The organism is Sulfitobacter sp. 1A12157 (assembly GCF_043557345.1).
GTDB lineage: Bacteria > Pseudomonadota > Alphaproteobacteria > Rhodobacterales > Rhodobacteraceae > Sulfitobacter.
Window position 1 is genome coordinate 108,328 of the sequence record NZ_JBIFFV010000003.1, and the last position, 22,865, is coordinate 131,192.

Genomic DNA, 22,865 nt, shown 5'->3' on the forward strand with positions numbered 1-22,865 from the left:
TGAGGACAAAGCCCATGAGCACGATCATCGACATCCACGCCCGCGAAATCCTCGACAGCCGGGGCAACCCGACGGTCGAAGTCGACGTTATCCTCGAAGACGGCACCATGGGCCGCGCCGCTGTCCCCTCCGGTGCCTCGACCGGCGCCTATGAGGCGAACGAGCGGCGTGATGGCGACAAGTCGCGCTATCTGGGCAAAGGCGTGCTCGAAGCCTGCGCCGCCGTGAATGGCGAGATTGCCGAGGCGCTCGTGGGGGTCGAAGCGACAGAACAGGTCGAGATCGACGAGATGATGATCGAACTCGACGGGACCGAGAACAAATCCCGCCTTGGCGCCAACGCGATCTTGGGCGTGTCGATGGCCGCGGCCAAGGCGGCGGCGGACTACTGCGCGCAGCCGCTCTACCGCTACATCGGCGGCACCACCGCACGGGTGCTGCCGGTGCCGATGATGAATATCATCAACGGCGGCGAACATGCCGACAACCCGATCGACATTCAGGAATTCATGATCATGCCGGTCGCCGCGGAGAACATCCGCGAAGCCGTGCGCATGGGGGCCGAGGTGTTCCACACGCTGAAGAAAGAGCTCTCGGCCGCGGGTCTGTCGACCGGGATCGGCGATGAAGGCGGCTTTGCCCCCAACATCAGCTCCTCGCGCGATGCGCTTGATTTCATTCTGAAGTCCATCGAAAAAGCGGGCTACAAACCGGGCGAGGACATGTATCTCGCCCTCGATTGCGCGGCGACGGAATACTACAAAGACGGCAAATATGTCCTCTCCGGCGAAGGCAAATCCCTGTCCAGCGCAGAGAACGCCGACTACCTCGCGGCGCTGGTGAACGACTACCCGATCATCTCCATCGAAGATGGCATGGCCGAAGACGATTGGGACGGCTGGAAGGCGCTGACCGACCTCTTGGGCGGCAAGGTGCAACTGGTGGGCGATGACCTTTTCGTCACCAATCCTGCGCGTCTGAGCGATGGCATCCAGCGCGGTGCGGCCAACTCCATGCTGGTCAAGGTCAACCAGATCGGCACCCTGACCGAGACCCTCAAAGCCGTCGATATCGCGCATCGCGCGGGCTACACCAACGTCATGTCGCACCGCTCGGGCGAGACCGAAGACGCCACGATTGCTGACCTTGCAGTCGCCACCAACTGCGGCCAGATCAAAACCGGCTCGCTGGCGCGTTCCGACAGGCTGGCGAAGTACAACCAGTTGATCCGTATCGAGGAAATGCTGAGCGAGACCGCTCAATACGCGGGCCGCTCAATCCTGCGCGGCTGATGTCGGCGCTCACTGTCCGCCCTGTCACCACCGCTGCGGACCTCGCGGCGGTGGTGGATCTCTGCTGGGCCTATCGCGACTTTCTCTACCACTTTGGCCCGACCGAGCAGCGGATCGTCGAGACGTTCTACCCCCAAGAGAAATACAGCGCCCTGATGGCGCGCCTGCCTGAGGAACACGCCCGCCCGCGCGGCATCATCCTCTTGGCCGAGCGGGATGGCATCCCCCTGGGCTGTGGCATGTCCCATGCGCTGAGTGAGACGGAGAGCGAGATCAAACGCGTCTTTGTCACCGGTGCTGCCCGTGGCACCGGGGCGGGCCGGGCAATCTGTCAGCGCCTTGTCGATCAGGCGCGGGAAGATGGGTTCGAGAAGGTCTATCTCGATACCTCCGTGGGCTTTGCCCCTGCCCGCGCGCTCTATCGCTCGCTTGGGTTTGTTGAGCGCGGGCCCTACCAGCCGATGCCGGATTTCACGCGGGATGCGATCTGTTTCTTCGAGATGCCGCTAAGGGATGTGACCGCGCCTGCCGAATAACGCAAACGGGGCGGCCAGATTGCCGCCCCGTCTTTCCTTTCCGCGCGGTTTATCCGGCGAAGAGCTGGAGGAACTTCTGCTTCGAATACCCCAGCATCAGCGCCCCACGGTCCGACAGGCGCGGCGCGATGCGCATGCGGATGATGTCCCGGTCGGTGCCCAGAGCCGCGTTGAGGCGCAGCACCGCGTCGACCTTGCCGTTTGGCCCCGGGGCGACCTCTTCGATCATGCCCACCAAGACACTGTCCTTGCTCCAGACCGGCGCGCCAACAAGGGTCGCGATATTGATCGGCTTTGGGATGGTCGCACTGCTGTCGCCATTCACTGTGGCCCGGCCTGCGGTCGCGGTGGGGGTGCTATCGGGGTCATCCGTTCCGCTGTGCCCGCTGCCCCCGCCGACCGAGACGCCAGCCCCGGCGCCCAGACCGCTACCGCCGCCCACCGTGGCGCCGACGCCCGCGTTCACACCGTCGTCACCGCCGACCGAGGCACCTACCCCGGCCCCGATGCCGCCACTGCCACCGACCGAAGCACCAACTCCGGCGCCGATGCCGTCACTGCCGCCGTGGCCGCCGTGGCCCCCGACGCTGACCCCGACCCCGAGGCCAATTTCGGCCTGCGCGGCGGGCGCGAGCATGAGCGTCACTGCCGTGACAGCAAGGCTGTTTTTGAAAGCATCTGTGTGAAAGATAGTCATATTGAATCTCCTTCTCTAAGCCGGTCGAATGCCTTCGACCCTTGGCCCCCACAGTGAACCTACGCGGGAAATTGCGCGCAGGTTTAAAGAAAATTGCGCCGAAGCTCAATTTTTTGTAATTTTGTTAATAAGTGGGCGCGATTGCCAATAGGGCGGCATAGCGGCTGCACGATCGCGCCTTGATATGCCCGCGCCGGTAAATTTTCGTCAAATTCGGGTTTCGGGCCGCGCGCCTTAGCTGCGGCTCACGGTGCCCCCGCCGACCGCAGCGCGGACGCCGGTCGTACCGGGGCAAGAGGTGGGCAGCCCGCGCGCCACACGTACTGCCAGATAGGCAAAGGCCTGCGCCTCCAGCATATCGCCATCAAGCCCGATCTCCTCCACCGGGGCGACGGGGCAGTCGAGGCTGACATCCAGCATTCGCATCAGCACCGGATTATGCCGCCCGCCGCCCGTCACAAAGACGCGTTCGGGCGGGGCTGGACAATGCTGCATCGCCTCGGCCACGCCAGCCGCGCACATGGCGGTGAGGGTCGCGCAGGCGTCAGCGTCGGACAGCTCTCCGACAAGGGCCACCATCTCGGCGAAATCATTCCGATCGAGGGATTTGGGGGGCATGCGCGCGAAGTAAGGCTCGGCCAGAAACAGTTCCAAGGCGCCCTGCTCCACCCTGCCCCGCGCAGCCAGCTTGCCGCCTTCGTCATAGTCTTGGCCAAGCCGGGTCTGCATCAAATCGTTGATCGGCGCATTGGCGGGGCCAGTGTCGAAGGCCAGCAAGGCACCCTCCTCCTCCGGGCGGGTCACGCGCGGGTCGACCCATGTGAGGTTGCCCACGCCGCCAAGGTTCAGGAAGGCCACCGGCCCTTTGCGCCCGGCGTAGCGCGCGCAGGCGTGGTGAAAGAACGGCGCCAGCGGTGCGCCCTCACCACCCAGTTCAACATCGGCGCTGCGAAAATCCCAGACCACGGGCAGGCCAATCTCTCGGGCCAATAGCGCCCCGTCTCCGACCTGCAGCGTGCCCTGCAGGCGCGGGGCATGGGCCAGCGTTTGGCCGTGAAAACCGATGAGGTCGACCTCAGGCGTATCTTTCAGCAGATCGGTCAAGAGCGCCAGATGCGCAGCCTCAACCGCCTTGGCGGCCGTCTCGACCTCGGCCCCGTGCCACTTGCCGAAGCCCGCGGCGATCAGCCGCCGCTCTTCGGCGGAATAGCTGCGATAGGCGCTGCGGCCAAAGCTTGTGATGTCATGCCCATCGGTGCGCAAAATCGCGGCGTCCACCCCATCCAAAGAGGTGCCCGACATCATTCCCAAAGCCGTCACCACATCGGTTCCGGCATCTTGCCTGTGCTTGGCCCTATTCATGGCCTTTTCCTTTGCCGCTCGTGCGCATATAGATTGCCCCGCAATACAGTTTTGAGGCAAGTCACCATGACATACCATCCCAAATCGGAGTTCATCCACACGATGATGCAGCGCGGCTTTCTGGCCGATTGCACCGATTATCAGGGGTTGGACGAAGCCCTGCGACAAGGCGCGGCCCCGGCCTATGTGGGCTATGACGCCACGGCCAAATCGCTGCATGTGGGGCATCTGGTCAATATCATGATGCTGCGCTGGTTGCAGAAATGCGGCGGCAAGCCGATCACCCTGATGGGCGGCGGTACGACCAAGGTGGGCGATCCATCCTTCCGCTCGGACGAGCGCCCGCTGCTGACGCCCGAGGCGATCGACGACAATATCGAAGGCATCCGTCAGGTCTTTGCCCGATACCTCGACTACGGCGAGGGTGAGACTGGCGCCCTGATGCTGAACAACGCGGAATGGCTCGACGGGTTGAACTACCTCGACTTCCTGCGCGACATCGGGCGGCATTTCTCGATCAACCGGATGCTGAGCTTTGAGAGCGTGAAATCGCGGCTGGACCGCGAGCAATCGCTGTCTTTCCTCGAGTTCAACTACATGATTCTCCAAGCCTATGACTTTATGGAACTGCACCGCCGCTATGGCTGCATTCTCCAGATGGGCGGCTCGGATCAATGGGGCAATATCGTCAACGGCATCGACCTGACGCGCCGGGTGATCGACGGCGAGGTGTACGGCCTGACCTCGCCGCTCTTGACCACCAGCGATGGCAAGAAGATGGGCAAATCGGCGGGCGGTGCGGTCTGGCTGAATGGCGATATGCTGAGCCCGTATGAGTTCTGGCAGTTCTGGCGCAATTGCACCGATGCCGACGTGGGCCGTTTCCTCAAGCTCTACACCGAGCTGCCGGTCGAGGAATGCGACCGTCTGGGCGCGCTGGCCGGGTCTGAGATCAACGAGGCGAAGGTGCGTCTGGCCAATGAGGTCACCGGTCTGCTCCACGGGGTAGAGGCCGCCCGCACCGCCGAAGCCACCGCGCGCGAAGTCTTTGAAAAAGGCGGCGTGGGCGATGACCTGCCTACCCTGACCCTGTCGGCGGCGGATGTGGGCGATGGGGTTTCCATCGTGCAATTGCTGGTGAAATCGGGGCTTGCCGGATCTGGCAAGGAGGCCAAGCGTCTGATCGCCGAGAACGGCGCGCGGATTGACGACAGGCCGCTCACGGATGCGGGCCTGATGCTGGACGCAGGCGCGCTGTCCTCTCCGGTCAAACTCAGCGCGGGCAAGAAGCGCCACGCGCTGGTGCAGGTCGGCTGAACTCTCACGGGGCGGGCTGCGGTCTGCCCCGTCTTCCCTGGCGCAGCCGCACTCCAACCGTGACGCCATCCCTTGCATGGGGTGAAACTTCGTGTTGAACTGAACAAGTGTTCATATCGGGGGGGAGCCATCATGAAACTAGACAGTACAGCCGCCATCGTTACCGGGGGCGCATCGGGGCTTGGCGAAGCCACGGCGCGTTATTTCGCATCGCAGGGTGCGCAGGTCACCCTGTTGGACCGTGACGCCACCCGGGGCGAAGCCATCGCGAAAGAGATCGGCGGCCACTACGTTTTGACCGATGTAACGGATGAGACCTCGGTGCAGGAAGCGGTGGACTATGCCCAAGAAAAGATGGGCTGGATCACCGCGGCGGTGAATTGCGCGGGCATCGCACTTGGGATCAAAACCACGGGCCGCGACGGGCCACATCCGCTTGACGCCTTTCAGCGCACCATCGACATCAACCTCGTCGGCAGCTTCAACGTGGCACGGCTCGCGGCGGTGGCCATGGCCAAGAACACCCCCGAAGACGACGGCGCGCGCGGGGTGATCATCAACACCGCCTCCATCGCCGCTTTCGACGGGCAAAAGGGCCAAGCCGCCTATGCGGCCTCCAAGGGTGGGATCGTGGGCATGACCCTGCCGATGGCGCGCGATCTGGCCAAGGAGGGGATTCGCGTGATGACCATCGCGCCGGGTATTTTCAAAACACCGATGCTGGCCGGGCTGCCGGAAGAGGTGCAGGCCGAATTGGCCAAGGATGTGCCCAACCCGCCGCGCCTTGGCGATCCGTCTGAATACGGGCGGCTGGCCGGGTTCATCGTCGAAATGGGCTATCTCAACGGCGAGGTCATCCGCCTCGACGGCGCGCTCAGGATGCGTTGATGCCGCTGCAAAACCGCGTGCAACCTGATGGGGAGATCATCGCCCACCCGGCGCGGGGCAGCTTCATGGGCAACCGTGGCATCCTGCATGACGAAAACGGCCTGCACCCCAAACGCCGTTGGGCGCATCAGAATTGGGTCTGCTGTCGGCCCAGCTTCAAGGGGCGCCGCCGCAAGCTGATGGCCCCCCGCCACTATACCGAGCTGTTTTTTCTTGATGAGGCCGTGGCCTTTGCCGCCGGTCACCGCCCCTGCGCGGAATGCCGTGCTGCGGATTATCGGCGGTTTCGCGCGTGTTGCGACCTCCCCGGCCCCGCCGCGGAACTCGACCGTCAATTGCACGCCGAACGCGCCATGCCGCGCGTTTTTCGTCAGCGCCGCCATGTGGATGTAGAAGCGGCCGATCTGCCCGACGGCAGTTTCGTTTTGGATCACGACGGCCAGAGCGGCGTCCTTCGCGGCGATGCCCTTCACCCCTATGCGCCGGAGGGCTATGGGGCCGCGCGGCGGCGCCCGCAGGGCCGCGTCACCCTCCTCACCCCGCCGAGCGTCGTCGCAGCCTTTCGCAACGGCTACCACCCGCAGATCGCTTTGGCACAGGCGCGGCGTTAGCCCTGCGCCTTTTCCTCCAGCGCCATCCACTCTTCTTCGGCGTTAGAGAGCTTTTCATGCCGCTGCACCAGCGCATCGGTGGCTTTCTGAAATTTTACCGGCTCACGGGTAAAAAGCTCCGCATCGCTGAGCAGTTCCTCAAGCTTACCGATCTCGGCCTCCAACCGCTCGATTTCAGCGGGCAAGGCTTCGAGCCGGTGCTTTTCGGTAAAGCTGAGACCGCCCGCGGATTGCTTTTTCTCCGCTTTCGGCTCGGCCTTGCTCGGCTTGGATTTTGCTACACTCTGTGCAAAATCATCCTGCCCGCGCTGTGCCAGATAATCCGACCAGCCGCCCGCATAGACGGTGGCGCGGCCATCGCCTTCCATCGCGATGGTGGTCGCCGCCACGCGGTCGAGGAAGTCACGGTCGTGGCTGACCAGCAGCACGGTGCCGTCATAGGTGCCCAGGAGTTCCTGCATGAGGTCGAGCGTCTCGACGTCGAGATCGTTCGTCGGCTCGTCGAGCACCAGAAGGTTCGAGGAGCGCGCCATGATCTTGGCCAAGAGCAGCCGCGCCTTTTCGCCGCCCGAAAGCGAACGGACCGGGGCGCGGGCCTGTGCTTCGTCAAAGAGGAATTCCTTGAGGTAGCCGACCACATGTTTCGGCTGACCGCGCACCAGCACCTGATCGGCCTTGCCCGAGACACGCATTTCAGGATCGCCGGTGAGGCTGTCCCAAAGGGTCATGTCGCCGTCAAGCTGCGCACGCGCCTGATCGAACAGCGCGAGTTCCAGATTGGTGCCCAGTTTGATCTCGCCCGCGTCGGGTTCTTCCTTGCCGATCAGCATGTTCAGCAACGTGGTCTTGCCCACGCCGTTTGGCCCGACCAGCGCGATCCGATCGCCGCGCTGTACGGTGATCGAGAAATCGCGCAGGATCTGTTTGTCGCCGAATTTCTTGGCGATGCCGCTCGCTTCGATCACCTTGCGGCCCGACTTCGGCCCGGCCTCCAGCGCCATGGCCGCCGTGCCTTGCCGCTTGATCTGCGCCGAGCGTTCGGCGCGCAACTCCTGAAGCGCGCGCACCCGGCCCTGATTGCGTTTGCGCCGGGCCGAGATGCCCTCGACCGCCCACCGCGCCTCGGCCTTGATCTTGCGGTTCAGCTTGTGGCGCTGCATGTCCTCTTCTTCCCAGACCTGATCGCGCCAGGCCTCGAAGCCCTCGAAACCGATGTCCTGACGGCGGACGCTGCCGCGGTCGACCCAGAGGGTCGCGCGGGTCAGTTCGCGCAGGAAGGCACGGTCGTGGCTGATGATGACAAAGGCGGTGCGGGTGCCCTTTAGCTCGGATTCGAGCCATGCGATCGCTTCGATGTCGAGATGGTTGGTCGGCTCGTCCAGCAGCATCAGCTCCGGCTCTTCGGCCATCAGCCGGGCCAGCGCCGCGCGGCGACGCTCCCCGCCCGATGCGGTGGCCACAGGGCGCGCGGGGTCAAACTTCAGCCCCTCGCCTGCGCGTTCCACCTTATACATCTCGCCCGGATCAAGCCCATGAGCGGCGAAGTCGCCAAGCGTCTCAAACCCCGAGAGGTCCGGCTCCTGCTCCATATAGCCGACCGAGACGCCGGGCCCGGCCACGACCGCCCCGCTGTCGGGCTCCACCAGCCCGGCCATGACCTTCATCAGCGTCGATTTGCCCGAGCCGTTGCGGCCCACCAAGGCCAACCGATCGCCGGTCTGAACCACGAGGGAGAGGTCTTCGAAAACAGGATCGCCGCCAAAGGTCAGCGAAATGTCGGTGAGTTGTAAAAGGGGTGCGCGTGCCATGTCTGCCAGCTATCTTTCGGCGCGGGCAAGGTCAATGTCCAAAGGCGTGAGCGCGCTAGGCCAGCGCCCGCAAAAGCCGCGCGCGGTTGGGCGGGATCGCGGCGATCTCCAACCCGGTAAAGACATGCAGCGTGCCCATCTGGCGGTCGATCACCGCGTGGTCGCTGACCCAGCCCCCCATCGCCAGATAGCTGCGCAGCAACGGCGGGATTTGCTGGCGCGCGCGCCGGTGGTCGGGGCTGCGGCTGTCGCGGGCATAGGGGTGGACTTCAGCCGCCCTAATGCCGGGACGCCACCCCGCGGGGGCAAGATGCTGCTGTTTCAAAAGGGCAAAGGCATCGCGGTAGCGGGTCGGATCGGTGCCCGCGAAGGACGAGCAACCAAACAAAAGCGCCGCCCCAATGTCATCGACTTCCCGCGCCAATTGCCCCCAAGCGAGGCGTTGAATGTCGGGGTCTTGCCACACTGGGTGGATGCAAAAGCGGCCCAGTTCCAGCAGGGTGCCTTTCATGTTTTCGAGACGGCTCAGATCGTAAAACTGCGCGGCATAGCTTTGGGCCAGTTCCGCGCCTTGAAACCGCGTCAGGCGAAAGCAACAGACCAATGTGCCGCTGTCGCGATCCTCTATCAGAAAATGTCGTGCGGCCGCGTCGAATGCATCGCGGTCGGCGGTCCCGGTCTGAAAACACTGCGTCCGCAGCGCCTGCGCCCGGGTGATGTCCCCGGGCGTGAGGGCTTCGCGCGTCAGATATCGGCCCGGGGGCGCTTGGGTCATCTGCGAGGTCGCCTTCGCTTATCCGCGGCCCTGCCCCGCTGCCAGGGCATGGCAAGAGGAACTTAGCTGCCGAAGGCCGACGGGCTGAAGCGGCCAAGGTTGCCCAGAAGCTGGCGCAGGAAGGTGTTGTCGGCCACCGGCGATGTCGTCACGCGACGCGACAGCGGCACGACCTGCCCGCGCTCAAGCCCGAAGCGTTCGACATTCGACACCACACCGGCCTCGTTGAAGCTGACGGTCACGACCTCACGCTCGATCTCTTTCGGGGCCATAAAGCCGAGCGCGCGTTTGCGCATCTTAACGTAATAGTAACTATCATCGCTCAAAACACCCGAAACAGTGGGCACACCGATCTTCTGCGCGACGCTTTCCTTGGTATCGCTGCCCACGACGACCTGCTCAAGCTGGTCTTGCGGCGGCACATAGCCGTGGTTCTCATACTGCGGGCTGCAGGCGGTCAAAAGCAGTGCAAGGCCCATACCCGCGATCCGGAGGTACGTCTTGCCGGTCTGTTTGGTTTTGCGCATTTGGTCTGCCCTCTTGCCCTGACGGATTATGGCTTTTATTTCGCATACACCAAGGCACCCCAAGTGTACAAGAAACGAAAGTCGGATCTCATGTCGCGCAAATCACCTACGCCCACCGCTCTTCGGGTCGCGGACCTGTCTCAGACGGAGCCGAACGCCTTCGCGCTGCGCCCTGAAGCAGAAGCGCTGGCGCAGATTGCCGAGGAGCTGGACCTTTCGGCCCTGCGCAAACTCAGCTTTTCGGGCAGCATCAAACCGCTCGGCAAGCAGGACTGGCAGCTTGACGGGAAACTCGGCGCAACTGTGGTGCAGCCCTGCGTGGTGACGCTCGAGCCGGTGACCACGCGGATCGACGCCGATATCACCCGCCGCTTCATCCATGATTTCGAACTCCCCGAAGAAGAGGAGGTTGAGATGCCCGAGGACGATACGACAGAGCCTTTGGGCCAATGGATCGACCCCGCGCAGGTCATGATCGAGGCGCTGGCGCTGGAGGTGCCGGAATATCCCCGCAAGGGCGATGCGGAACTGGGCCAGATGGTCCATGCCGAACCGGGTCAAAAGCCGATGACCGACGAAGACGCGCGGCCCTTTGCGGGCTTGGGCGCGCTGCGCGATGCGCTGAAGAAAGACGAAACCTAAGGAAACAAGCGGAAAACCGCGGAAATTCGCGCTTGCATCGTGCCGGTTTCGCGTTATTTTGCCGCCCTCACCCGAATTAAGGTTGGACATTGCGCGGCTGCGGCCCTAAAGCGTCGTCACGCCCGAAACGGGGTCCGAATTGAAACACGGTTGCGGCCTGCTTTGCCAAGTCAGCAACCCCGAAGGCAAAGGCACCAGACATGGCTGTCCAACAGAATAAAGTATCCAAATCCCGCCGCAACAACCGCCGCGCCCACGATTCGCTCTCTGCGGCGAACCCGAACGAATGTTCGAACTGCGGTGAGCTGAAGCGCCCCCACCACATCTGCGCGGCTTGCGGTCACTATGACGACGCCGAAGTTGTCGCCCTGACCGAAGAAGTGGACCTGGAAGACGACGCAGCATAAGCTGCGGTAGTTTTTAAGGTTTTCTCTTAGGCAGTGAGGCATTCGCACTGATGACGGCCCAGCCCGATCACCCCAACGCGAAAGCCGGACACACCCTGATCTCGGTCGACGCGATGGGGGGTGACGAAGGCCCGGCAGCAGTTGTTGCCGGGTGTGCGCTTTCCGCGACAGCAAATCCCGATATCGGTTTCATTCTGCATGGTCCGCGTGACCAGTTGGAGCCATTGATCGCCAAACGTGGTGAATTGTCGGGCCGTTGCGAGATACGTCACGCCACGGATGTCGTCACGATGAACGACAAGCCCAGCCAAGTCGTGCGCACCGGCAAGGACAGTTCCATGTGGTCCGCCATCGAATCCGTGCGCAGCGGAGAGGCGGCTGTGGCTGTCTCTTGCGGCAATACCGGCGCGCTGATGGCGATGTCGATGATCCGACTGCGCAAATTGCCAGGCGTGAATCGCCCTGCAATTGCCGTGCTCTACCCCTCTTCCAACCCGCAGGGCTTCAACGTGATGCTCGACGTGGGCGCCGATGTGCGCGCCGATGCCGACGATCTGTTGCGCTTCGCGCTCATGGGCACCTCCTACGCCCGCAACGGCATGGATTTGCAGCGCCCCCGTGTGGGCCTGCTGAATGTCGGCACCGAAGAGCATAAGGGCCGCACCGAACTCAAAGAAGCCTATGATTTGATTCGCGCCCAAGGCGATGCCACCGGGTTCGAATTCGTCGGTTTCGTCGAGGGCGGCGATATCTCGGGTAACCGCGCCGATGTCATCGTGACCGATGGGTTCACCGGCAATGTGGCGATCAAGACCGGCGAAGGCACAGCCAGCATGATCGGCAACCGCCTGCGCGAAGCATTCAAATACTCGCCCCTGTCGCGGCTCGCCTCGCTGCTGGCCTATACCTCTCTGCGCCGCCTCAGCAAAAAGATCGATCCGCGCCGCGTAAACGGCGGCGTGTTTCTGGGCCTGAACGGCACGGTGGTAAAGTCGCACGGCTCCGCCGATGCGACCGGCATCTCCGCTGCGATCAAACTCGCCGCGCAGTTGTCGCAGAATAAATTCAATGACAAGCTAGCCGCTCGCGTCGCCGCGACGCTGCCAGCTGAGGAGTCCGTCAAATGAGCCTGCGCGCCGTTGTCACTGGTTGTGGCCACTACCTGCCCGCCCGTGTCGTGGAAAATGCCGAATTTGAAGCGACCCTCGACACGAATGACGAATGGATCCGCTCGCGCTCGGGCATCGAACGCCGCCACTTCGCCGCCGAAGGTGAAACGACCTCTTCCATGGCCAGCGCCGCCGCGCGCCGCGCACTCGAAGACGCGGGGCGCGATGTCTCGGAGGTTGACGCGATCGTCGTGGCCACCTCCACCCCCGATCTGACCTTCCCCTCGGCTGCGACCATGGTGCAGGCCGAATTGGGCATGACCAGCGGTTTCGCTTTTGACGTGCAGGCGGTTTGCGCGGGTTTCGTCTATGCGCTGGCAAACGCCAATGCGCTTATCGTCTCCGGTCAGGCGCGCAATGTGCTGGTGATCGGGGCCGAGACTTTCAGCCGCATCATGGACTGGACCGACCGGTCGACCTGTGTGCTTTTTGGTGACGGCGCGGGCGCGCTGCTGCTTGAGGCGCAAGAGGGGCAAGGCACGCCCGAGGATCGCGGGATCCTCGCGACTGACCTGAATTCCGACGGGCGCTACCGCGAGTTGCTCTACGTCGATGGCGGAGTCAGCACCGGCACCACGGGCTATCTGCGAATGCAGGGCAATCAGGTGTTCCGCCATGCGGTCGAAAAACTCGCCGCGACCGCCAATACCGCCATGGAGCGCGCGGGTGTCAGCGCCGAGGATGTGGATTGGATCGTGCCGCATCAGGCCAATATCCGGATTATCCAAGGCACCGCCAAGAAACTGAACCTGCCGATGGAACGCGTTGTCGTGACCGTGCAGGACCATGGCAACACCTCTGCCGCTTCGATCCCACTGGCGCTGTCGGTGGGCCGTGAGCGTGGTCAGATCAACAAGGGCGATCTGATCGTCACCGAAGCCATCGGCGGTGGTCTGGCGTGGGGCTCTGTCGTCCTGCGCTGGTAAGTCCCTGAGCTAACGCGGAAAATCTCTGCCGAATCGTGCTCGATCCGGGCATTGATGTTGACTCTAAAAATCTGAGCAGCATATGCTATTGGAAAGCATGGGGGATATAATGCCGAACAAGACATTGACGCGCATGGATTTAAGCGAAGCTGTATTTCGTGAGGTCGGTCTTTCTCGCAATGAGAGTGCTCAGCTGGTCGAAGCCGTGCTAGAGCATATGTCCGACGCTCTGGTCGATGGGGAACAGGTCAAGATTTCCTCTTTCGGTACTTTCTCGGTCCGCGACAAGACCGCGCGTGTGGGCCGCAATCCGAAAACTGGCGAAGAGGTTCCGATCAACCCACGCCGGGTGCTGACCTTCCGCCCCTCGCATCTGATGAAAGACCGGGTTGCCGAAGGCAACAAGTCCTGACCCATGGTCAAATCGCCGGACGCTTTTCGCACCATCTCCGAAGTCGCTGACTGGCTCGGTATCCAAGCCCATGTTCTGCGGTTTTGGGAGAGTAAGTTTACCCAAGTGAAACCCATCAAACGGGCGGGCGGGCGGCGTTATTACCGCCCTGCCGATATGCTGCTGCTGGGTGGGATCAAGAAGTTGCTGCATGACGATGGGCTGACCATCAAAGGCGTTCAGAAGATCCTGCGTGAGGAAGGGATGACCCATGTCTCCGCCCTCTCCGCCCCGCTTGACGAGTTGGACTTCGTGGAGCCGCGCCCTGCGCGCAAACCGGACATTATCCGGCCAGAGACCGGTGTGGTTCTGAATTTCGGCGCGAAGACGGAAGCGCGCGGGGATGAGGGGAGCGCGGAGACGGCCGAGCCGGTTGATACCCCGCAGGAGAGCGCGGCGGAGGTAGAAGAGCCCGCCCCCGCGACAGCACAACGCCCCTCGCCAGTGCCCCCCGCCGACGATCACCCACGGGCCACCCCCGATCCGCTGGCTCCCTCTGACAGCGCCACACCCGATGCGCCGCAACTCCCTGCGTCCGAAGATGAGACTCTAGAGGAGCCCAAGCCGGAATCTGCGTCTGAGCCCGGCCTCCCTGAGTTCCTCAAGCGCCCGCTGGCGGTTGAGCCCGAAGAGACCGCAAAGTCTTCATCCGCCCCTGCTGAGGCCAAGGCGGAAGCCCCCGAAGACGACACACCGAAACCCGCGATCATCAACCTGCCCGATTTCACCCCCGAAGCCGATTTCCCCGCCCGGCCTGGGCTGCTGAGCGTAGGCGCCCGCGTCCATCGTCTGCCCCGTGACGTGCAACCGCAGGTCGCCGGTCTGCTGCTGGATCTGGCCGAATTGCGCGCGCGCATGGCCGCCGATGCCGGCGCGGAAACAAATTTCTAATCGCGATGAAAAGATTGGCAATTCCCTCTTGCACCCCCTGCGAGATCGGGTATGAAGCCCACGTAGTCGGGCTATGGCGCAGCCTGGTAGCGCGTCCGTCTGGGGGACGGAAGGTCGCAGGTTCGAGTCCTGCTAGCCCGACCAACCGACTACAACAAAACGCCCGCGCCGCTAACGCGCGGGCGTTTGTCATTTAAGAAGGCCGCGCCCGATGCCCAATGCGATGAACGGGGTGCTCCCCAACCAGCAGATTGCAGCGATGATCGAAAGCGGCGCCATTGCCGCCGATCCCGCGGTCACCTCTGCCCAGATCCAGCCCGCCAGTCTTGACCTTCGCCTCGGCAACGTCGCCTATCGCGTCCGCGCGTCTTTCCTTGCCGGGCATGGGGCCAAGGTTTCGGATCGTCTGACGGAGTTCGAGATGCACCGCGTCGACCTCAGCGAAGGGGCCGTGCTGGAAAAGGGTTGCGTCTATGTGGTGCCGCTGATGGAGCGGCTGGCGCTGCCCGAGGGCGTCTCTGCCGTCGCGAATGCGAAAAGCTCAACCGGGCGGCTCGACCTGTTGACCCGCACCATCACCGATGGCGGCACCGAATTCGACCGCATTGCGCCGGGCTACACCGGCCCGCTCTATGCCGAGATTTGCCCGCGCTCTTTCTCGGTGCTGGTACGGCCCGGGATGCGGCTCAATCAGGTTCGTTTCGGCAGTGGGGATGCGACCCTCGACGACGACGCGCTGCGCGCGCTGCATGCCAAGACGCCGCTGGTGGATGGGACCGCCGTGATCGACGAGGGCTTGGGCTTCTCCGTCGATCTGCGGCTGCCCGGCACCAGCCTCGTCGGCTACCGCGCAAAGCCGCATACCGGGGTGATCGACCTCGACAAGATTGGCCACTACGACCCCGCCGCATATTGGGAAGAGGTGCATAGCACCAACGGTCAGATCATCCTCGACCCCGGCGCGTTCTATATCCTTGTCAGCCGCGAAGCGGTGACGATCCCGCCGGCCTATGCCGCTGAAATGGCGCCCTATTTGGCGATGGTCGGAGAGTTCCGCGTGCATTACGCGGGCTTCTTCGATCCGGGCTTCGGTCATGCCGAGGCAGGCGGCGCAGGCTCACGTGGGGTGCTTGAAGTGCGCTGTCACGAGGCGCCCTTCGTGCTGGAGCATGGGCAGGTCGTGGGCCGTTTGGTCTATGAGCATATGGCGCAGATCCCCAGCCAGCTTTACGGCGCCGACATCGCGTCGAACTACCAAGGTCAGGGGCTGAAACTGTCGAAGCATTTCCGCGCCGCGTAAGTGCGCGGCGCGCCGCCGATCAATCCTCGAACAGCTCGCTCTGCCCTTCGGTCGCTTCCGGCTCGTCTTCGCCATCGCCCACAGAGGGGAGCAGACCGGCGGGCGGACGGTTCTCCAGCAATCCGGCAGAGCGCAGTTCTTTCAGCCCCGGCAGATCCCGCGCGCTTTCCAGACCGAAGTGATCCAGAAACTCCTGCGTGACGACAAAGGTGACCGGACGGCCCGGGGTCATCTTGCGGCGGCCAAAGCGGATCCACGCCATCTCGAGCAACTGGTCGACCGTTCCGCGCGATACCGATACGCCGCGAATCTCTTCGATCTCGGCGCGGGTGACGGGCTGGTGATAGGCGATGATCGCCAAAGTCTCGATCGCCGCGCGGCTGAGCTTGCGGGTCTCGACCGTCTCGCGGTGCATCAGAAAGCCAAGGTCGGGCGCGGTGCGAAAGGCATAGGCATCGCCAACTTTCATCACCTGCACGCCGCGCCCCTGATACCGGTGTCGCAGAAAGGCCATCGCCTCGCCCACGTCCGAGCCGCGCGGCAGCCGCGCTTCGAGTTCACGCAGGGTAATCGGCTCGGAACTGGCGAAAAGCACGGCTTCGATCATACGCTCCTGTTCGGCGAGCGAGGGCGCGTCGAACAGTTTCTTTTCTTTTGTTTCAATCTCTTCCGGCACGCATCAATCCTTCTTGCGCAGTTGGATGGGGGCGAAGATCTCTTTTTGGCGGATCTCCATATGCCCCTCTTTGACCAGTTGCAAAGAGGCGGCAAAGGTCGCCGCCGTGGCCGAGCGGCGGCGCTCCGGATCGCTTTCCCACCCTTCGGGCAGGTAGCTGTTCAGATCGCCCCAATCGCCCGCATAGCCGATCAGCCCGCGCATCCGTTCTAGCGCCTCTTCCATGGTGAAGACCTTGTCGCGGTCCATCACGAAAGGGCGAAAATCCTCACGCGTGCGGGTGCGCGCGTAGCCCTGCATCAGGTCCAGCAGGGTCGCGGTATAGGTGACCTTTTTGACACTGGTGATCTCTTGAGTCTGGCCCCGGGCAAAGAAGTCCCGGCCAAGCTGATCGCGCGCCATCAGACGCGCGGCGGCGTCGCGCATGGCTTGCAAACGTTCCAGTTGGAACGCCAGATGCGCCGCCATTTCTTCGCCCGATGGGCCCTCTTCGGTCGGGTCCGGCGGCAGCAGCAGACGCGACTTGAGGAAAGCCAACCAAGCGGCCATGACGAGGTAATCCGCCGCCAGTTCCAACCGCAGCTCCTTGGCGCGGTCGACAAAGGCCAGATACTGCCGCGCCAGTTGGAGCACCGAGATCTTGCGCAGATCGACCTTTTGCGTGCGGCTGAGCGACAGCAGCAGGTCGAGCGGTCCTTCATAGCCTTCGACGTCAATGATGAAGGCTTCGGCGGCCAGCCGGTCGGCCACGGTGCTGCCTGCCCCGCCCCGGTCTTCCTGAAATGTCGTGTCAGCCATGCAATGTCCCGCCCAGAAGCGCCTCAAGCTGGGCGCTGAGGGCGTCGATGTCAACGTCATCGGGGGTTTGCCGCGCATCCATGGCCCGCAGGGCGCGGGTCTGGGCGGCGGGGGTCATCTCACCCGCCGCTTCGGCCACCGCGCGGCGCTCTTCAAGCGGGCCGTTGCAGAAAAGTGCCACGTCACAGCCTGCCGCAAGGGCCGCGCGGGTGCTCTCCGCCGGGGTCATTTGTAGCGCTTTCATCGAAATGTCATCGGTCATCACGAGGTTGTCGAAGCCGATCTCTTCGCGGATCAGCCGCACTACCTCGGGCGAGAGGGTCGCCGGGGCGTCGTCGTCCAGCGCGTCATAGACCAGATGCGCCGTCATCCCCATCGACAGGTCGCGCAGGCTGCGGAAGGGGGCGAAATCGACCGCCTCCAGATCGATCCGGCGGGCCGCGACGCGGGGCAGATCATGGTGGCTGTCAAGCGTCGCGCGGCCATGGCCGGGCATGTGTTTCATCACTGGCAAGACCCCTCCGGCCAGCAGCGCATCGGCCACGGCGCGGCCAATCTCGGCCACCTGCCCCGGCGTTTCGCCATAGCAGCGATTGCGCAGGAAACGGTGCGTGTTTGGCCCGGCCACATCGATCAGCGGGGCGCAGTTGCTGTCGATCCCGACGCTGTGCAGCTCATGGGCGACGATCCGGTACATCAGGTAAAAGGCCCGGCGCGCCTGATCGCCGGCGCGGGCGGCGAGGTCCATCGGCGGCATCCAATCGCGCCAATGCGGCGCGCGCATGCGCTGCACGCGGCCGCCTTCTTGGTCGATGGTGATGACGGCCTCATGCCCTGCCGCCTCGCGCATCTCTTCGCAGAGCGCGCGCAGCTGGTCGGGGCTGTCGATGTTGCGGGCGAAGAGGATAAAGCCAAAGGGCCGCACGTCCCGAAAGAACGCCTTTTCCTCGCCGCTGAGCCGATGGCCCGTCGCGTCGAGGATCGTGGCCCCGAAGGGGCGCATCAGCGCATCACCACCGGGATGCAATCCGCGTTTTCGGCCACGAGGGCCGAGCAGAAGCGGCGCGCGTCGGCGATGTCGTTAAAGCCCATGGCACGCAGGCGGTAGAAGACTCGCCCGCCGCTGGTGGCCTTTTGCACGACGCGGCTTTTGCCTTCGAGATAGGCACCGAAACGGCCTTGCAAACGGTCCCATTGTTCGTGGGCGACCTCGGGGCTGTCAAAGGCGCCAAGCTGGGCCATGCGGGTGCCGACGGGCAGCGATGCGGGATCGACTTCGGGGGTGGCGGTGGCGACGGGATTGCGTTGCACGGCGGCGGGGGTCACCACGGCACCGCCCGCCGGACGGCGGCGCGGGCGCAGGGAGTTGCGCACGCCCGGCGCGTTCAGCACGGCCTTGACCACTTTGGGCTGCACGGAAGTGTCGGCCAAGGCCATCGCCACGGCGGCATCGACAGGATTGCCCGCGATGGCCTCTTCACCGGTAAGCGGGGCCACGCCATTGGTCAGCTGCGCCACGAGGTCTTGGACATTGCCTGAGCGGATCGCGGCGGAGGCGTCGATCAGGTCACCGTCATCCTCACGCGCCACGGCTGGGGTCGCAGTACCCTGTGACTTTGCGGCAACCATCGCCACTTGAACAGGCTGATCTTCGTCCTGCAATTCGATCTGGCGCGGCGCGAGGCGCAGCTCATCCGCCGGGCGCCCGGCGCTGCCTTCGGCGGCAACGACATTGACCGAAAGCCCCTGATGGCGCGCCAATTCACCGCCCGGCTCTTCGGGGCGCACGCGCATCTCGCCTTCGATCGCGCGGACCACCGGAATGCCGGTCACGTCACGCACGAGCAGTTTGTAGCCCCAAACACCGATCCCCGCCACCAGCGCCAAGGACACCACGGCGCCCGCGATATTGGTGAGCATTGTCAGGGTCTTGGGCGCGCTGCCCACTGCGTAGCTATGCGCGGAATCGGGCGCATAGCCCGCCGTCGTCGGGGAAGACGTGAAATCTGCCATCTCTGCCTCTTTGCCCGGCGTGATACATCGCCACGCGGGTCTGGTCATGGGGTTGCCTGTTTTCGGCGCGCTGGTGCGGTTACCGCATCTCCTGCGCCGGTGTGACCCCGAGAATACCAAGACCCGCCGCAATTACAATCGCCACGGCACGCGACAGCGCGATTTTTGCCTGCGAGGTGGGTGCGTCCCCTTCTTGCAAGGCGCGCAAGCCATCCTCGGACCGGCCCAAGTGGTAGAGGCTGTGAAAGTCAGAGGCCAGTTCATAGAGGTAGAAGGCCACCCGGTGCGGCTCATTGCTGCGCGCGGCGGTCTCGACCAAACGGGGCCATTCGGCAAGCTTGCGCAGCAGGCCGATCTCGGCCTCATGGTCAAGCTTGGACAGCTCCGCGTCCAGCAACGTGGCGTCCGCCACTTCGATCCCCGCCTCTTCGGCTTTGCGCAGGATCGACGCGACCCGGGCATGGGCGTATTGCACGTAAAAAACCGGGTTCTCGCGGCTTTGCTCCAGCACCTTGTCGAAATCGAAGTCGAGCATCGCATCGTTCTTGCGCGTCAGCATGACAAAACGCGTCACATCGGGGCCGACCTGATCCACCACGTCGCGTAGGGTCACGAATGTCCCTGCCCGTTTGGACATTTTGAAGGGCTCACCGTTCTTATAGAGCTTCACCAGTTGCGTCAGCTTGATGTCGAGCGGTACATGACCGTCGCTGAGCGCCGAGACAGCGGCTTTCATCCGTTTGACATAGCCGCCATGATCCGCGCCAAAGACGTCGATCAGCATGTCGAAGTCACGGCTGACCTTGTCGTAGTGATAGGCGATGTCGGGGGCGAAATAGGTCCAAGACCCATCGGATTTCTTGACCGGGCGGTCCACATCGTCGCCATGTTCGGTGGATTTGAACAGGGTCTGCTCACGCGGCTCCCAATCCTCGGGCTTCTTGCCCTTGGGCGGCTCCAACACGCCTTCGTAGATCAACCCCTTAGCTTCGAGCGAGGCGATGGCCGCTTCGATCTGACCTGTGCCATAGAGCGATTTTTCGCTATAGAAGACGTCCATCTCGACACCCAATGCCGCCAGATCGTCGCGGATCAGGTTCATCATCGCATCGGTGGCGAATTCGCGGATATCGTCCAGCCATTCGCTTTCCGGCTGGTCGACCAGCTTGTCGCCGTACATCTTGGCCAGCGCCTCGCCCAGCGGGATCAGGTAGTCGCCGGGATAGGTGCCATCGGGGAAGGCCACCTCTTTGCCGTTGGCTTCGAGGTAGCGCAGATAGACCGACCGGGCGAGCACATCGACCTGCGCACCGCCATCGTTGATGTAGTATTCCCGCGTCACGTCATAGCCCGCAAAATCCAGCAGGCTGGCCAGCGCATCGCCAAAGACCGCGCCCCGGGTGTGACCCACATGCAGCGGCCCCGTCGGGTTGGCCGAGACATATTCGACATTCACCCGCTGACCCGCGCCAAGGATCGCGCGACCAAAATCGGTGCCTTGGCTTAACACCTGACGGGCGACGTTCTGCCAAACCGAAGGCGCAAGACGCAGGTTGATGAACCCCGGCCCCGCCACTTCGGCAGAGGTGATGCGCGGATCGTTTTGCAATTGCGCGGCCAGTGCTTCGGCGATGTCGCGCGGTTTCATGCCCGCAGGTTTGGCCAGCACCATCGCGGCATTGGTGGCCATATCGCCATGGGCCGGGTCGCGCGGCGGCTCAGCGGTGATCGGGTCAAAGTTCAGGGTCGCAGGCAGGGCGTCCTGCGCGACCATCTGTTCCAGCGTCGCAATGATGAGATGGCGAATTTCGGCAAATAGGTTCATGTCGGGTATCCTTGTTCCCCGCCCGTTTATCATGTGCGGGGGTGCAGTCAATCAAGCGTCAGGCCGTCGCGGCCCAAGATCGGGAGTGGCGTTTGAACCGGCGCGCTCAGCCGAGGTCCAAACGCCCAGATCGGAGCCGTCGCCCCGCCTCGGAGCCGAGGAACAGCGCGCTTTCCGCTGCAAGCTCTGCCTGCCCCTCGGGCACGGTGATCAGGTGGAAATGCAGCCCCCGCGGCCCGAACACCTTGTCTAGCGCGGCATTGGCCGCTTCAAACGCACCGATCATGGCGTGCCCGGCCAGCGCCAAAGGTTGGCTCGGCCGCGCCAGGACGGTCACCACCGCCCCCTGCCCGGCCACCAGACCCCGGCCCAAGGCACGCACCATGGCCGAGAGCCCGCGGATCTGCGCGTCCGTGCCTTTGCAGCAATCTTCGGGGTCGAGCGGCATCAGGTTCAGCACCATATGCAGCGGCGTGCCGCCCCAATTGCGGTGCAACGGCTCAAACCGCGCAACAAGATCGCCCGCCAGCGCCAGCCCTTCGACACGTTTTGCCGATTGGCTCATCAACCGCGCCAGCACCGCAGGATCGCGGTCCATCGCCACGACCTCCGCCCCCAGTTCCGCCGCGCGTTTGACCACCGCAGGCCCCGGCGCCTGCCCCGCCGAGAGGATCGCGAAGGTCGCGTCACCGGCCAGACTTTCCGGCAGAACGGGGGTTTGTATCATGTCAACTCACCTATGGATCAACAAAAGCAGACTACCATGCCGCGAAGACTAGCGGAAGCTGCGCAGGTCGCTGCCGAAGAGACGGGCGTGTTCCTGCAGGGCGAAACGGTCGGTCATACCGGCGATGTAGTCAGACACCATCCGCGCCAGCGTGGTTTCATCCTCTGCCGCCTCGATTGCCGCCGCCCAATGGCGCGGCAGTAGGTTGGGCTGTGACAAGAACAGCGGGAACAGGTCTTCGACCACCTTGGTCACCTTCTCACGATTCTCCATCACCGAGGGCGCGCGATACATGCGGGTGAAGAGAAACTTGCGGATCTCGCGCAGGTCTTGCCAGACGGGGGCTGAGAAACGGATCACCGGGCGACCCAGATGACGGATGTCGTCAGGCGATTGCGCTCTCGAGCCATTCAGCAGCTCGGCCGAGGTTTCGATCACATCGCCGACCATCACCCCAAAGACCCGCCGCAGCGCCTCATGACGGCGGCGGTAGCTGTCGGTCTCGGGGTAGAGCCGGTCAACCTCGGCATAGGCGGGGCCGACCATGGGCAGCTCGGCGATCTCACTTTCGGTGAACAGCCCCGCGCGCAGACCGTCGTGCAGGTCGTGGTTGTTATAGGCGATGTCATCGGAGAGCGCGGCGACCTGCGCCTCGGCGCTGGCATGGGTGTGCAGTTCCAAGTCGTGCCGCGCGTTATAGTCGGCCAGCGCATGGGGCACCTCGCCCGTCACAGGCCCGTTGTGTTTCGCGATGCCTTCCAGCGTGTCCCACGTTAGGTTCAGTCCATCGAATTCGGCATAGTGCCGCTCCAGCGTGGTGACGATCTTGATCGCCTGCGCGTTGTGATCGAAGCCACCGTAGGGTTCCATCAGCTTGTGCAGCGCGTCCTCTCCGGTGTGGCCAAAGGGCGTGTGGCCCAGATCATGGGCCAGCGCCACGGCCTCGGTCAGCTCGCCATTCAAACGCAGTGCGCCCGCGATGGTCCGCGCGACCTGCGCCACTTCGATGGAATGGGTCAGACGGGTCCGGAAATAGTCGCCCTCATGCTCCACAAAGACCTGCGTTTTGTGCTTCAGCCGCCGAAAGGCGGAGGCATGAATGATCCGGTCCCGATCCCGCTGATAACAGGAGCGAAAAGTGCTTTCCTCTTCCGGCACCAACCGTCCCTTGGCGGTGTCCGGATCAGAGGCGAATTTTGCGCGCATCGCGGCTGGTCCTCTCTCGCG

General features: G+C 63.6%; 24 protein-coding genes and 1 tRNA gene. 13 read left to right on the forward strand and 12 right to left on the reverse strand.

Annotated features, from left to right (window positions below; translation table 11 throughout):
• Positions 1 to 14 precede the first annotated feature (14 nt).
• Both eno and ACGYLC_RS07160 read left to right on the forward strand, forming a co-directional pair.
• Positions 15 to 1,292: a phosphopyruvate hydratase gene (gene eno, locus ACGYLC_RS07155; protein ID WP_394422337.1), complete on the forward strand. Its 1,278-nt coding sequence runs from the start codon at positions 15 to 17 to the stop codon at positions 1,290 to 1,292.
• The gene (locus tag ACGYLC_RS07160; protein WP_394422338.1) at positions 1,292 to 1,828 is read left to right on the forward strand and encodes a GNAT family N-acetyltransferase; all 537 of its coding nucleotides are present in this window, start codon (positions 1,292 to 1,294) and stop codon (positions 1,826 to 1,828) included. The genes eno and ACGYLC_RS07160 overlap by 1 nt, the downstream gene beginning before the upstream one ends.
• A 49-nt stretch (positions 1,829 to 1,877) precedes the next feature.
• Here ACGYLC_RS07160 and ACGYLC_RS07165 read toward each other — a convergent pair whose 3' ends face one another.
• Both ACGYLC_RS07165 and ACGYLC_RS07170 read right to left on the reverse strand, forming a co-directional pair.
• Positions 1,878 to 2,525 carry a hypothetical protein gene (locus tag ACGYLC_RS07165; RefSeq protein ID WP_394422339.1) on the reverse strand — a complete coding sequence of 216 codons (648 nt, stop codon included), beginning with the start codon at positions 2,523 to 2,525 and terminating at the stop codon, positions 1,878 to 1,880.
• Positions 2,526 to 2,759: 234 nt separating this feature from the next.
• Positions 2,760 to 3,887, reverse strand: coding sequence for an anhydro-N-acetylmuramic acid kinase (locus ACGYLC_RS07170; RefSeq protein ID WP_394422340.1), 1,128 nt, complete (start codon positions 3,885 to 3,887; stop codon positions 2,760 to 2,762).
• Positions 3,888 to 3,953: 66 nt separating this feature from the next.
• Between ACGYLC_RS07170 and tyrS the strand changes: the two genes are divergently transcribed.
• From tyrS to ACGYLC_RS07185, 3 genes are all read left to right on the forward strand, one after another.
• The gene (gene tyrS / locus ACGYLC_RS07175; RefSeq protein ID WP_394422341.1) at positions 3,954 to 5,204 is read left to right on the forward strand and encodes a tyrosine--tRNA ligase; all 1,251 of its coding nucleotides are present in this window, start codon (positions 3,954 to 3,956) and stop codon (positions 5,202 to 5,204) included.
• Between the two features lie 132 nt (positions 5,205 to 5,336).
• Positions 5,337 to 6,092 carry a 3-hydroxyacyl-CoA dehydrogenase gene (locus ACGYLC_RS07180; protein WP_394403546.1) on the forward strand — a complete coding sequence of 252 codons (756 nt, stop codon included), beginning with the start codon at positions 5,337 to 5,339 and terminating at the stop codon, positions 6,090 to 6,092.
• A complete protein-coding gene (locus ACGYLC_RS07185; RefSeq protein ID WP_394422342.1) occupies positions 6,092 to 6,703 on the forward strand; it encodes a hypothetical protein in 612 nt (203 codons plus the stop codon). Before ACGYLC_RS07180 ends, ACGYLC_RS07185 begins: the two co-directional genes overlap by 1 nt.
• Here ACGYLC_RS07185 and ACGYLC_RS07190 read toward each other — a convergent pair.
• The 3 genes from ACGYLC_RS07190 to ACGYLC_RS07200 all read right to left on the reverse strand — a co-directional run bounded on the left by ACGYLC_RS07190 (position 6,700) and on the right by ACGYLC_RS07200 (position 9,813).
• Complete coding sequence (locus ACGYLC_RS07190; RefSeq protein WP_394422343.1) at positions 6,700 to 8,511, reverse strand: ABC-F family ATP-binding cassette domain-containing protein; 1,812 nt, start codon at positions 8,509 to 8,511, stop codon at positions 6,700 to 6,702. The two genes, ACGYLC_RS07185 and ACGYLC_RS07190, sit on opposite strands and share 4 nt — an antisense overlap.
• A gap of 55 nt (positions 8,512 to 8,566) precedes the next feature.
• Positions 8,567 to 9,286 carry a GNAT family N-acetyltransferase gene (locus tag ACGYLC_RS07195; protein ID WP_394422344.1) on the reverse strand — a complete coding sequence of 240 codons (720 nt, stop codon included), beginning with the start codon at positions 9,284 to 9,286 and terminating at the stop codon, positions 8,567 to 8,569.
• A gap of 62 nt (positions 9,287 to 9,348) precedes the next feature.
• Positions 9,349 to 9,813, reverse strand: a complete 465-nt coding sequence (locus tag ACGYLC_RS07200) for an outer membrane protein assembly factor BamE (protein WP_394422345.1) — start codon at positions 9,811 to 9,813, stop codon at positions 9,349 to 9,351.
• 90 nt (positions 9,814 to 9,903) lie between these two features.
• Between ACGYLC_RS07200 and ACGYLC_RS07205 the strand changes: the two genes are divergently transcribed.
• From ACGYLC_RS07205 to ACGYLC_RS07240, 8 genes are all read left to right on the forward strand, one after another.
• On the forward strand, positions 9,904 to 10,455 hold the full coding sequence (locus ACGYLC_RS07205; RefSeq protein ID WP_067265875.1) for a DUF177 domain-containing protein: 552 nt from the start codon (positions 9,904 to 9,906) through the stop codon (positions 10,453 to 10,455).
• A gap of 200 nt (positions 10,456 to 10,655) precedes the next feature.
• Positions 10,656 to 10,862, forward strand: coding sequence for a 50S ribosomal protein L32 (gene rpmF, locus ACGYLC_RS07210; protein ID WP_067265873.1), 207 nt, complete (start codon positions 10,656 to 10,658; stop codon positions 10,860 to 10,862).
• A gap of 50 nt (positions 10,863 to 10,912) precedes the next feature.
• A complete protein-coding gene (plsX, locus tag ACGYLC_RS07215) occupies positions 10,913 to 11,989 on the forward strand; it encodes a phosphate acyltransferase PlsX (protein ID WP_394403550.1) in 1,077 nt (358 codons plus the stop codon).
• Entirely contained in the window at positions 11,986 to 12,957 is a 972-nt protein-coding gene (locus ACGYLC_RS07220) for a beta-ketoacyl-ACP synthase III (protein WP_394422346.1), read from the forward strand. Before plsX ends, ACGYLC_RS07220 begins: the two co-directional genes overlap by 4 nt.
• Before the next feature lie 109 nt (positions 12,958 to 13,066).
• A complete protein-coding gene (gene ihfA / locus ACGYLC_RS07225) occupies positions 13,067 to 13,369 on the forward strand; it encodes an integration host factor subunit alpha (protein ID WP_067265868.1) in 303 nt (100 codons plus the stop codon).
• Between the two features lie 3 nt (positions 13,370 to 13,372).
• Complete coding sequence (locus ACGYLC_RS07230) at positions 13,373 to 14,299, forward strand: MerR family transcriptional regulator (RefSeq protein ID WP_394422347.1); 927 nt, start codon at positions 13,373 to 13,375, stop codon at positions 14,297 to 14,299.
• A gap of 67 nt (positions 14,300 to 14,366) precedes the next feature.
• Positions 14,367 to 14,443: transfer RNA gene (locus ACGYLC_RS07235), tRNA-Pro, on the forward strand.
• Between the two features lie 79 nt (positions 14,444 to 14,522).
• Positions 14,523 to 15,599: a 2'-deoxycytidine 5'-triphosphate deaminase gene (locus tag ACGYLC_RS07240; RefSeq protein WP_394422576.1), complete on the forward strand. Its 1,077-nt coding sequence runs from the start codon at positions 14,523 to 14,525 to the stop codon at positions 15,597 to 15,599.
• 19 nt (positions 15,600 to 15,618) lie between these two features.
• Here the strand turns inward: ACGYLC_RS07240 and scpB are convergent, their stop codons facing one another.
• The 7 genes from scpB to ACGYLC_RS07275 form a co-directional block, all read right to left on the reverse strand.
• Positions 15,619 to 16,275 (reverse strand): SMC-Scp complex subunit ScpB, encoded by a 657-nt coding sequence (gene scpB / locus ACGYLC_RS07245; RefSeq protein WP_394403553.1) that lies wholly within the window; start codon positions 16,273 to 16,275, stop codon positions 15,619 to 15,621.
• A gap of 3 nt (positions 16,276 to 16,278) precedes the next feature.
• Entirely contained in the window at positions 16,279 to 17,073 is a 795-nt protein-coding gene (locus ACGYLC_RS07250) for a segregation and condensation protein A (protein ID WP_394403554.1), read from the reverse strand.
• Entirely contained in the window at positions 17,066 to 18,076 is a 1,011-nt protein-coding gene (gene nagZ / locus ACGYLC_RS07255; RefSeq protein ID WP_394422349.1) for a beta-N-acetylhexosaminidase, read from the reverse strand. Before nagZ ends, ACGYLC_RS07250 begins: the two co-directional genes overlap by 8 nt.
• The gene (locus ACGYLC_RS07260; RefSeq protein WP_394422350.1) at positions 18,076 to 19,086 is read right to left on the reverse strand and encodes an SPOR domain-containing protein; all 1,011 of its coding nucleotides are present in this window, start codon (positions 19,084 to 19,086) and stop codon (positions 18,076 to 18,078) included. Before ACGYLC_RS07260 ends, nagZ begins: the two co-directional genes overlap by 1 nt.
• Before the next feature lie 79 nt (positions 19,087 to 19,165).
• Positions 19,166 to 20,911: an arginine--tRNA ligase gene (gene argS, locus ACGYLC_RS07265; RefSeq protein WP_394422352.1), complete on the reverse strand. Its 1,746-nt coding sequence runs from the start codon at positions 20,909 to 20,911 to the stop codon at positions 19,166 to 19,168.
• A 106-nt stretch (positions 20,912 to 21,017) separates the two neighbouring features.
• Positions 21,018 to 21,638, reverse strand: coding sequence for a hypothetical protein (locus tag ACGYLC_RS07270; protein WP_394422353.1), 621 nt, complete (start codon positions 21,636 to 21,638; stop codon positions 21,018 to 21,020).
• 48 nt (positions 21,639 to 21,686) lie between these two features.
• On the reverse strand, positions 21,687 to 22,844 hold the full coding sequence (locus ACGYLC_RS07275; RefSeq protein ID WP_394422355.1) for a deoxyguanosinetriphosphate triphosphohydrolase: 1,158 nt from the start codon (positions 22,842 to 22,844) through the stop codon (positions 21,687 to 21,689).
• Positions 22,845 to 22,865 lie beyond the last annotated feature (21 nt).

Coding starts and splice junctions, on each gene's coding strand:
- eno (WP_394422337.1), top strand. CDS start 15: ATGAGCACGATCATCGACATCCACGCCCGCGAAATCCTCGACAGCCGG.
- ACGYLC_RS07160 (WP_394422338.1), top strand. CDS start 1,292: ATGTCGGCGCTCACTGTCCGCCCTGTCACCACCGCTGCGGACCTCGCG.
- ACGYLC_RS07165 (WP_394422339.1), bottom strand. CDS start 2,525: ATGACTATCTTTCACACAGATGCTTTCAAAAACAGCCTTGCTGTCACG.
- ACGYLC_RS07170 (WP_394422340.1), bottom strand. CDS start 3,887: ATGAATAGGGCCAAGCACAGGCAAGATGCCGGAACCGATGTGGTGACG.
- tyrS (WP_394422341.1), top strand. CDS start 3,954: ATGACATACCATCCCAAATCGGAGTTCATCCACACGATGATGCAGCGC.
- ACGYLC_RS07180 (WP_394403546.1), top strand. CDS start 5,337: ATGAAACTAGACAGTACAGCCGCCATCGTTACCGGGGGCGCATCGGGG.
- ACGYLC_RS07185 (WP_394422342.1), top strand. CDS start 6,092: ATGCCGCTGCAAAACCGCGTGCAACCTGATGGGGAGATCATCGCCCAC.
- ACGYLC_RS07190 (WP_394422343.1), bottom strand. CDS start 8,511: ATGGCACGCGCACCCCTTTTACAACTCACCGACATTTCGCTGACCTTT.
- ACGYLC_RS07195 (WP_394422344.1), bottom strand. CDS start 9,286: ATGACCCAAGCGCCCCCGGGCCGATATCTGACGCGCGAAGCCCTCACG.
- ACGYLC_RS07200 (WP_394422345.1), bottom strand. CDS start 9,813: ATGCGCAAAACCAAACAGACCGGCAAGACGTACCTCCGGATCGCGGGT.
- ACGYLC_RS07205 (WP_067265875.1), top strand. CDS start 9,904: ATGTCGCGCAAATCACCTACGCCCACCGCTCTTCGGGTCGCGGACCTG.
- rpmF (WP_067265873.1), top strand. CDS start 10,656: ATGGCTGTCCAACAGAATAAAGTATCCAAATCCCGCCGCAACAACCGC.
- plsX (WP_394403550.1), top strand. CDS start 10,913: ATGACGGCCCAGCCCGATCACCCCAACGCGAAAGCCGGACACACCCTG.
- ACGYLC_RS07220 (WP_394422346.1), top strand. CDS start 11,986: ATGAGCCTGCGCGCCGTTGTCACTGGTTGTGGCCACTACCTGCCCGCC.
- ihfA (WP_067265868.1), top strand. CDS start 13,067: ATGCCGAACAAGACATTGACGCGCATGGATTTAAGCGAAGCTGTATTT.
- ACGYLC_RS07230 (WP_394422347.1), top strand. CDS start 13,373: ATGGTCAAATCGCCGGACGCTTTTCGCACCATCTCCGAAGTCGCTGAC.
- ACGYLC_RS07240 (WP_394422576.1), top strand. CDS start 14,523: ATGAACGGGGTGCTCCCCAACCAGCAGATTGCAGCGATGATCGAAAGC.
- ACGYLC_RS07250 (WP_394403554.1), bottom strand. CDS start 17,073: ATGGCTGACACGACATTTCAGGAAGACCGGGGCGGGGCAGGCAGCACC.
- nagZ (WP_394422349.1), bottom strand. CDS start 18,076: ATGCGCCCCTTCGGGGCCACGATCCTCGACGCGACGGGCCATCGGCTC.
- ACGYLC_RS07260 (WP_394422350.1), bottom strand. CDS start 19,086: ATGGCAGATTTCACGTCTTCCCCGACGACGGCGGGCTATGCGCCCGAT.
- argS (WP_394422352.1), bottom strand. CDS start 20,911: ATGAACCTATTTGCCGAAATTCGCCATCTCATCATTGCGACGCTGGAA.
- ACGYLC_RS07270 (WP_394422353.1), bottom strand. CDS start 21,638: ATGATACAAACCCCCGTTCTGCCGGAAAGTCTGGCCGGTGACGCGACC.
- ACGYLC_RS07275 (WP_394422355.1), bottom strand. CDS start 22,844: ATGCGCGCAAAATTCGCCTCTGATCCGGACACCGCCAAGGGACGGTTG.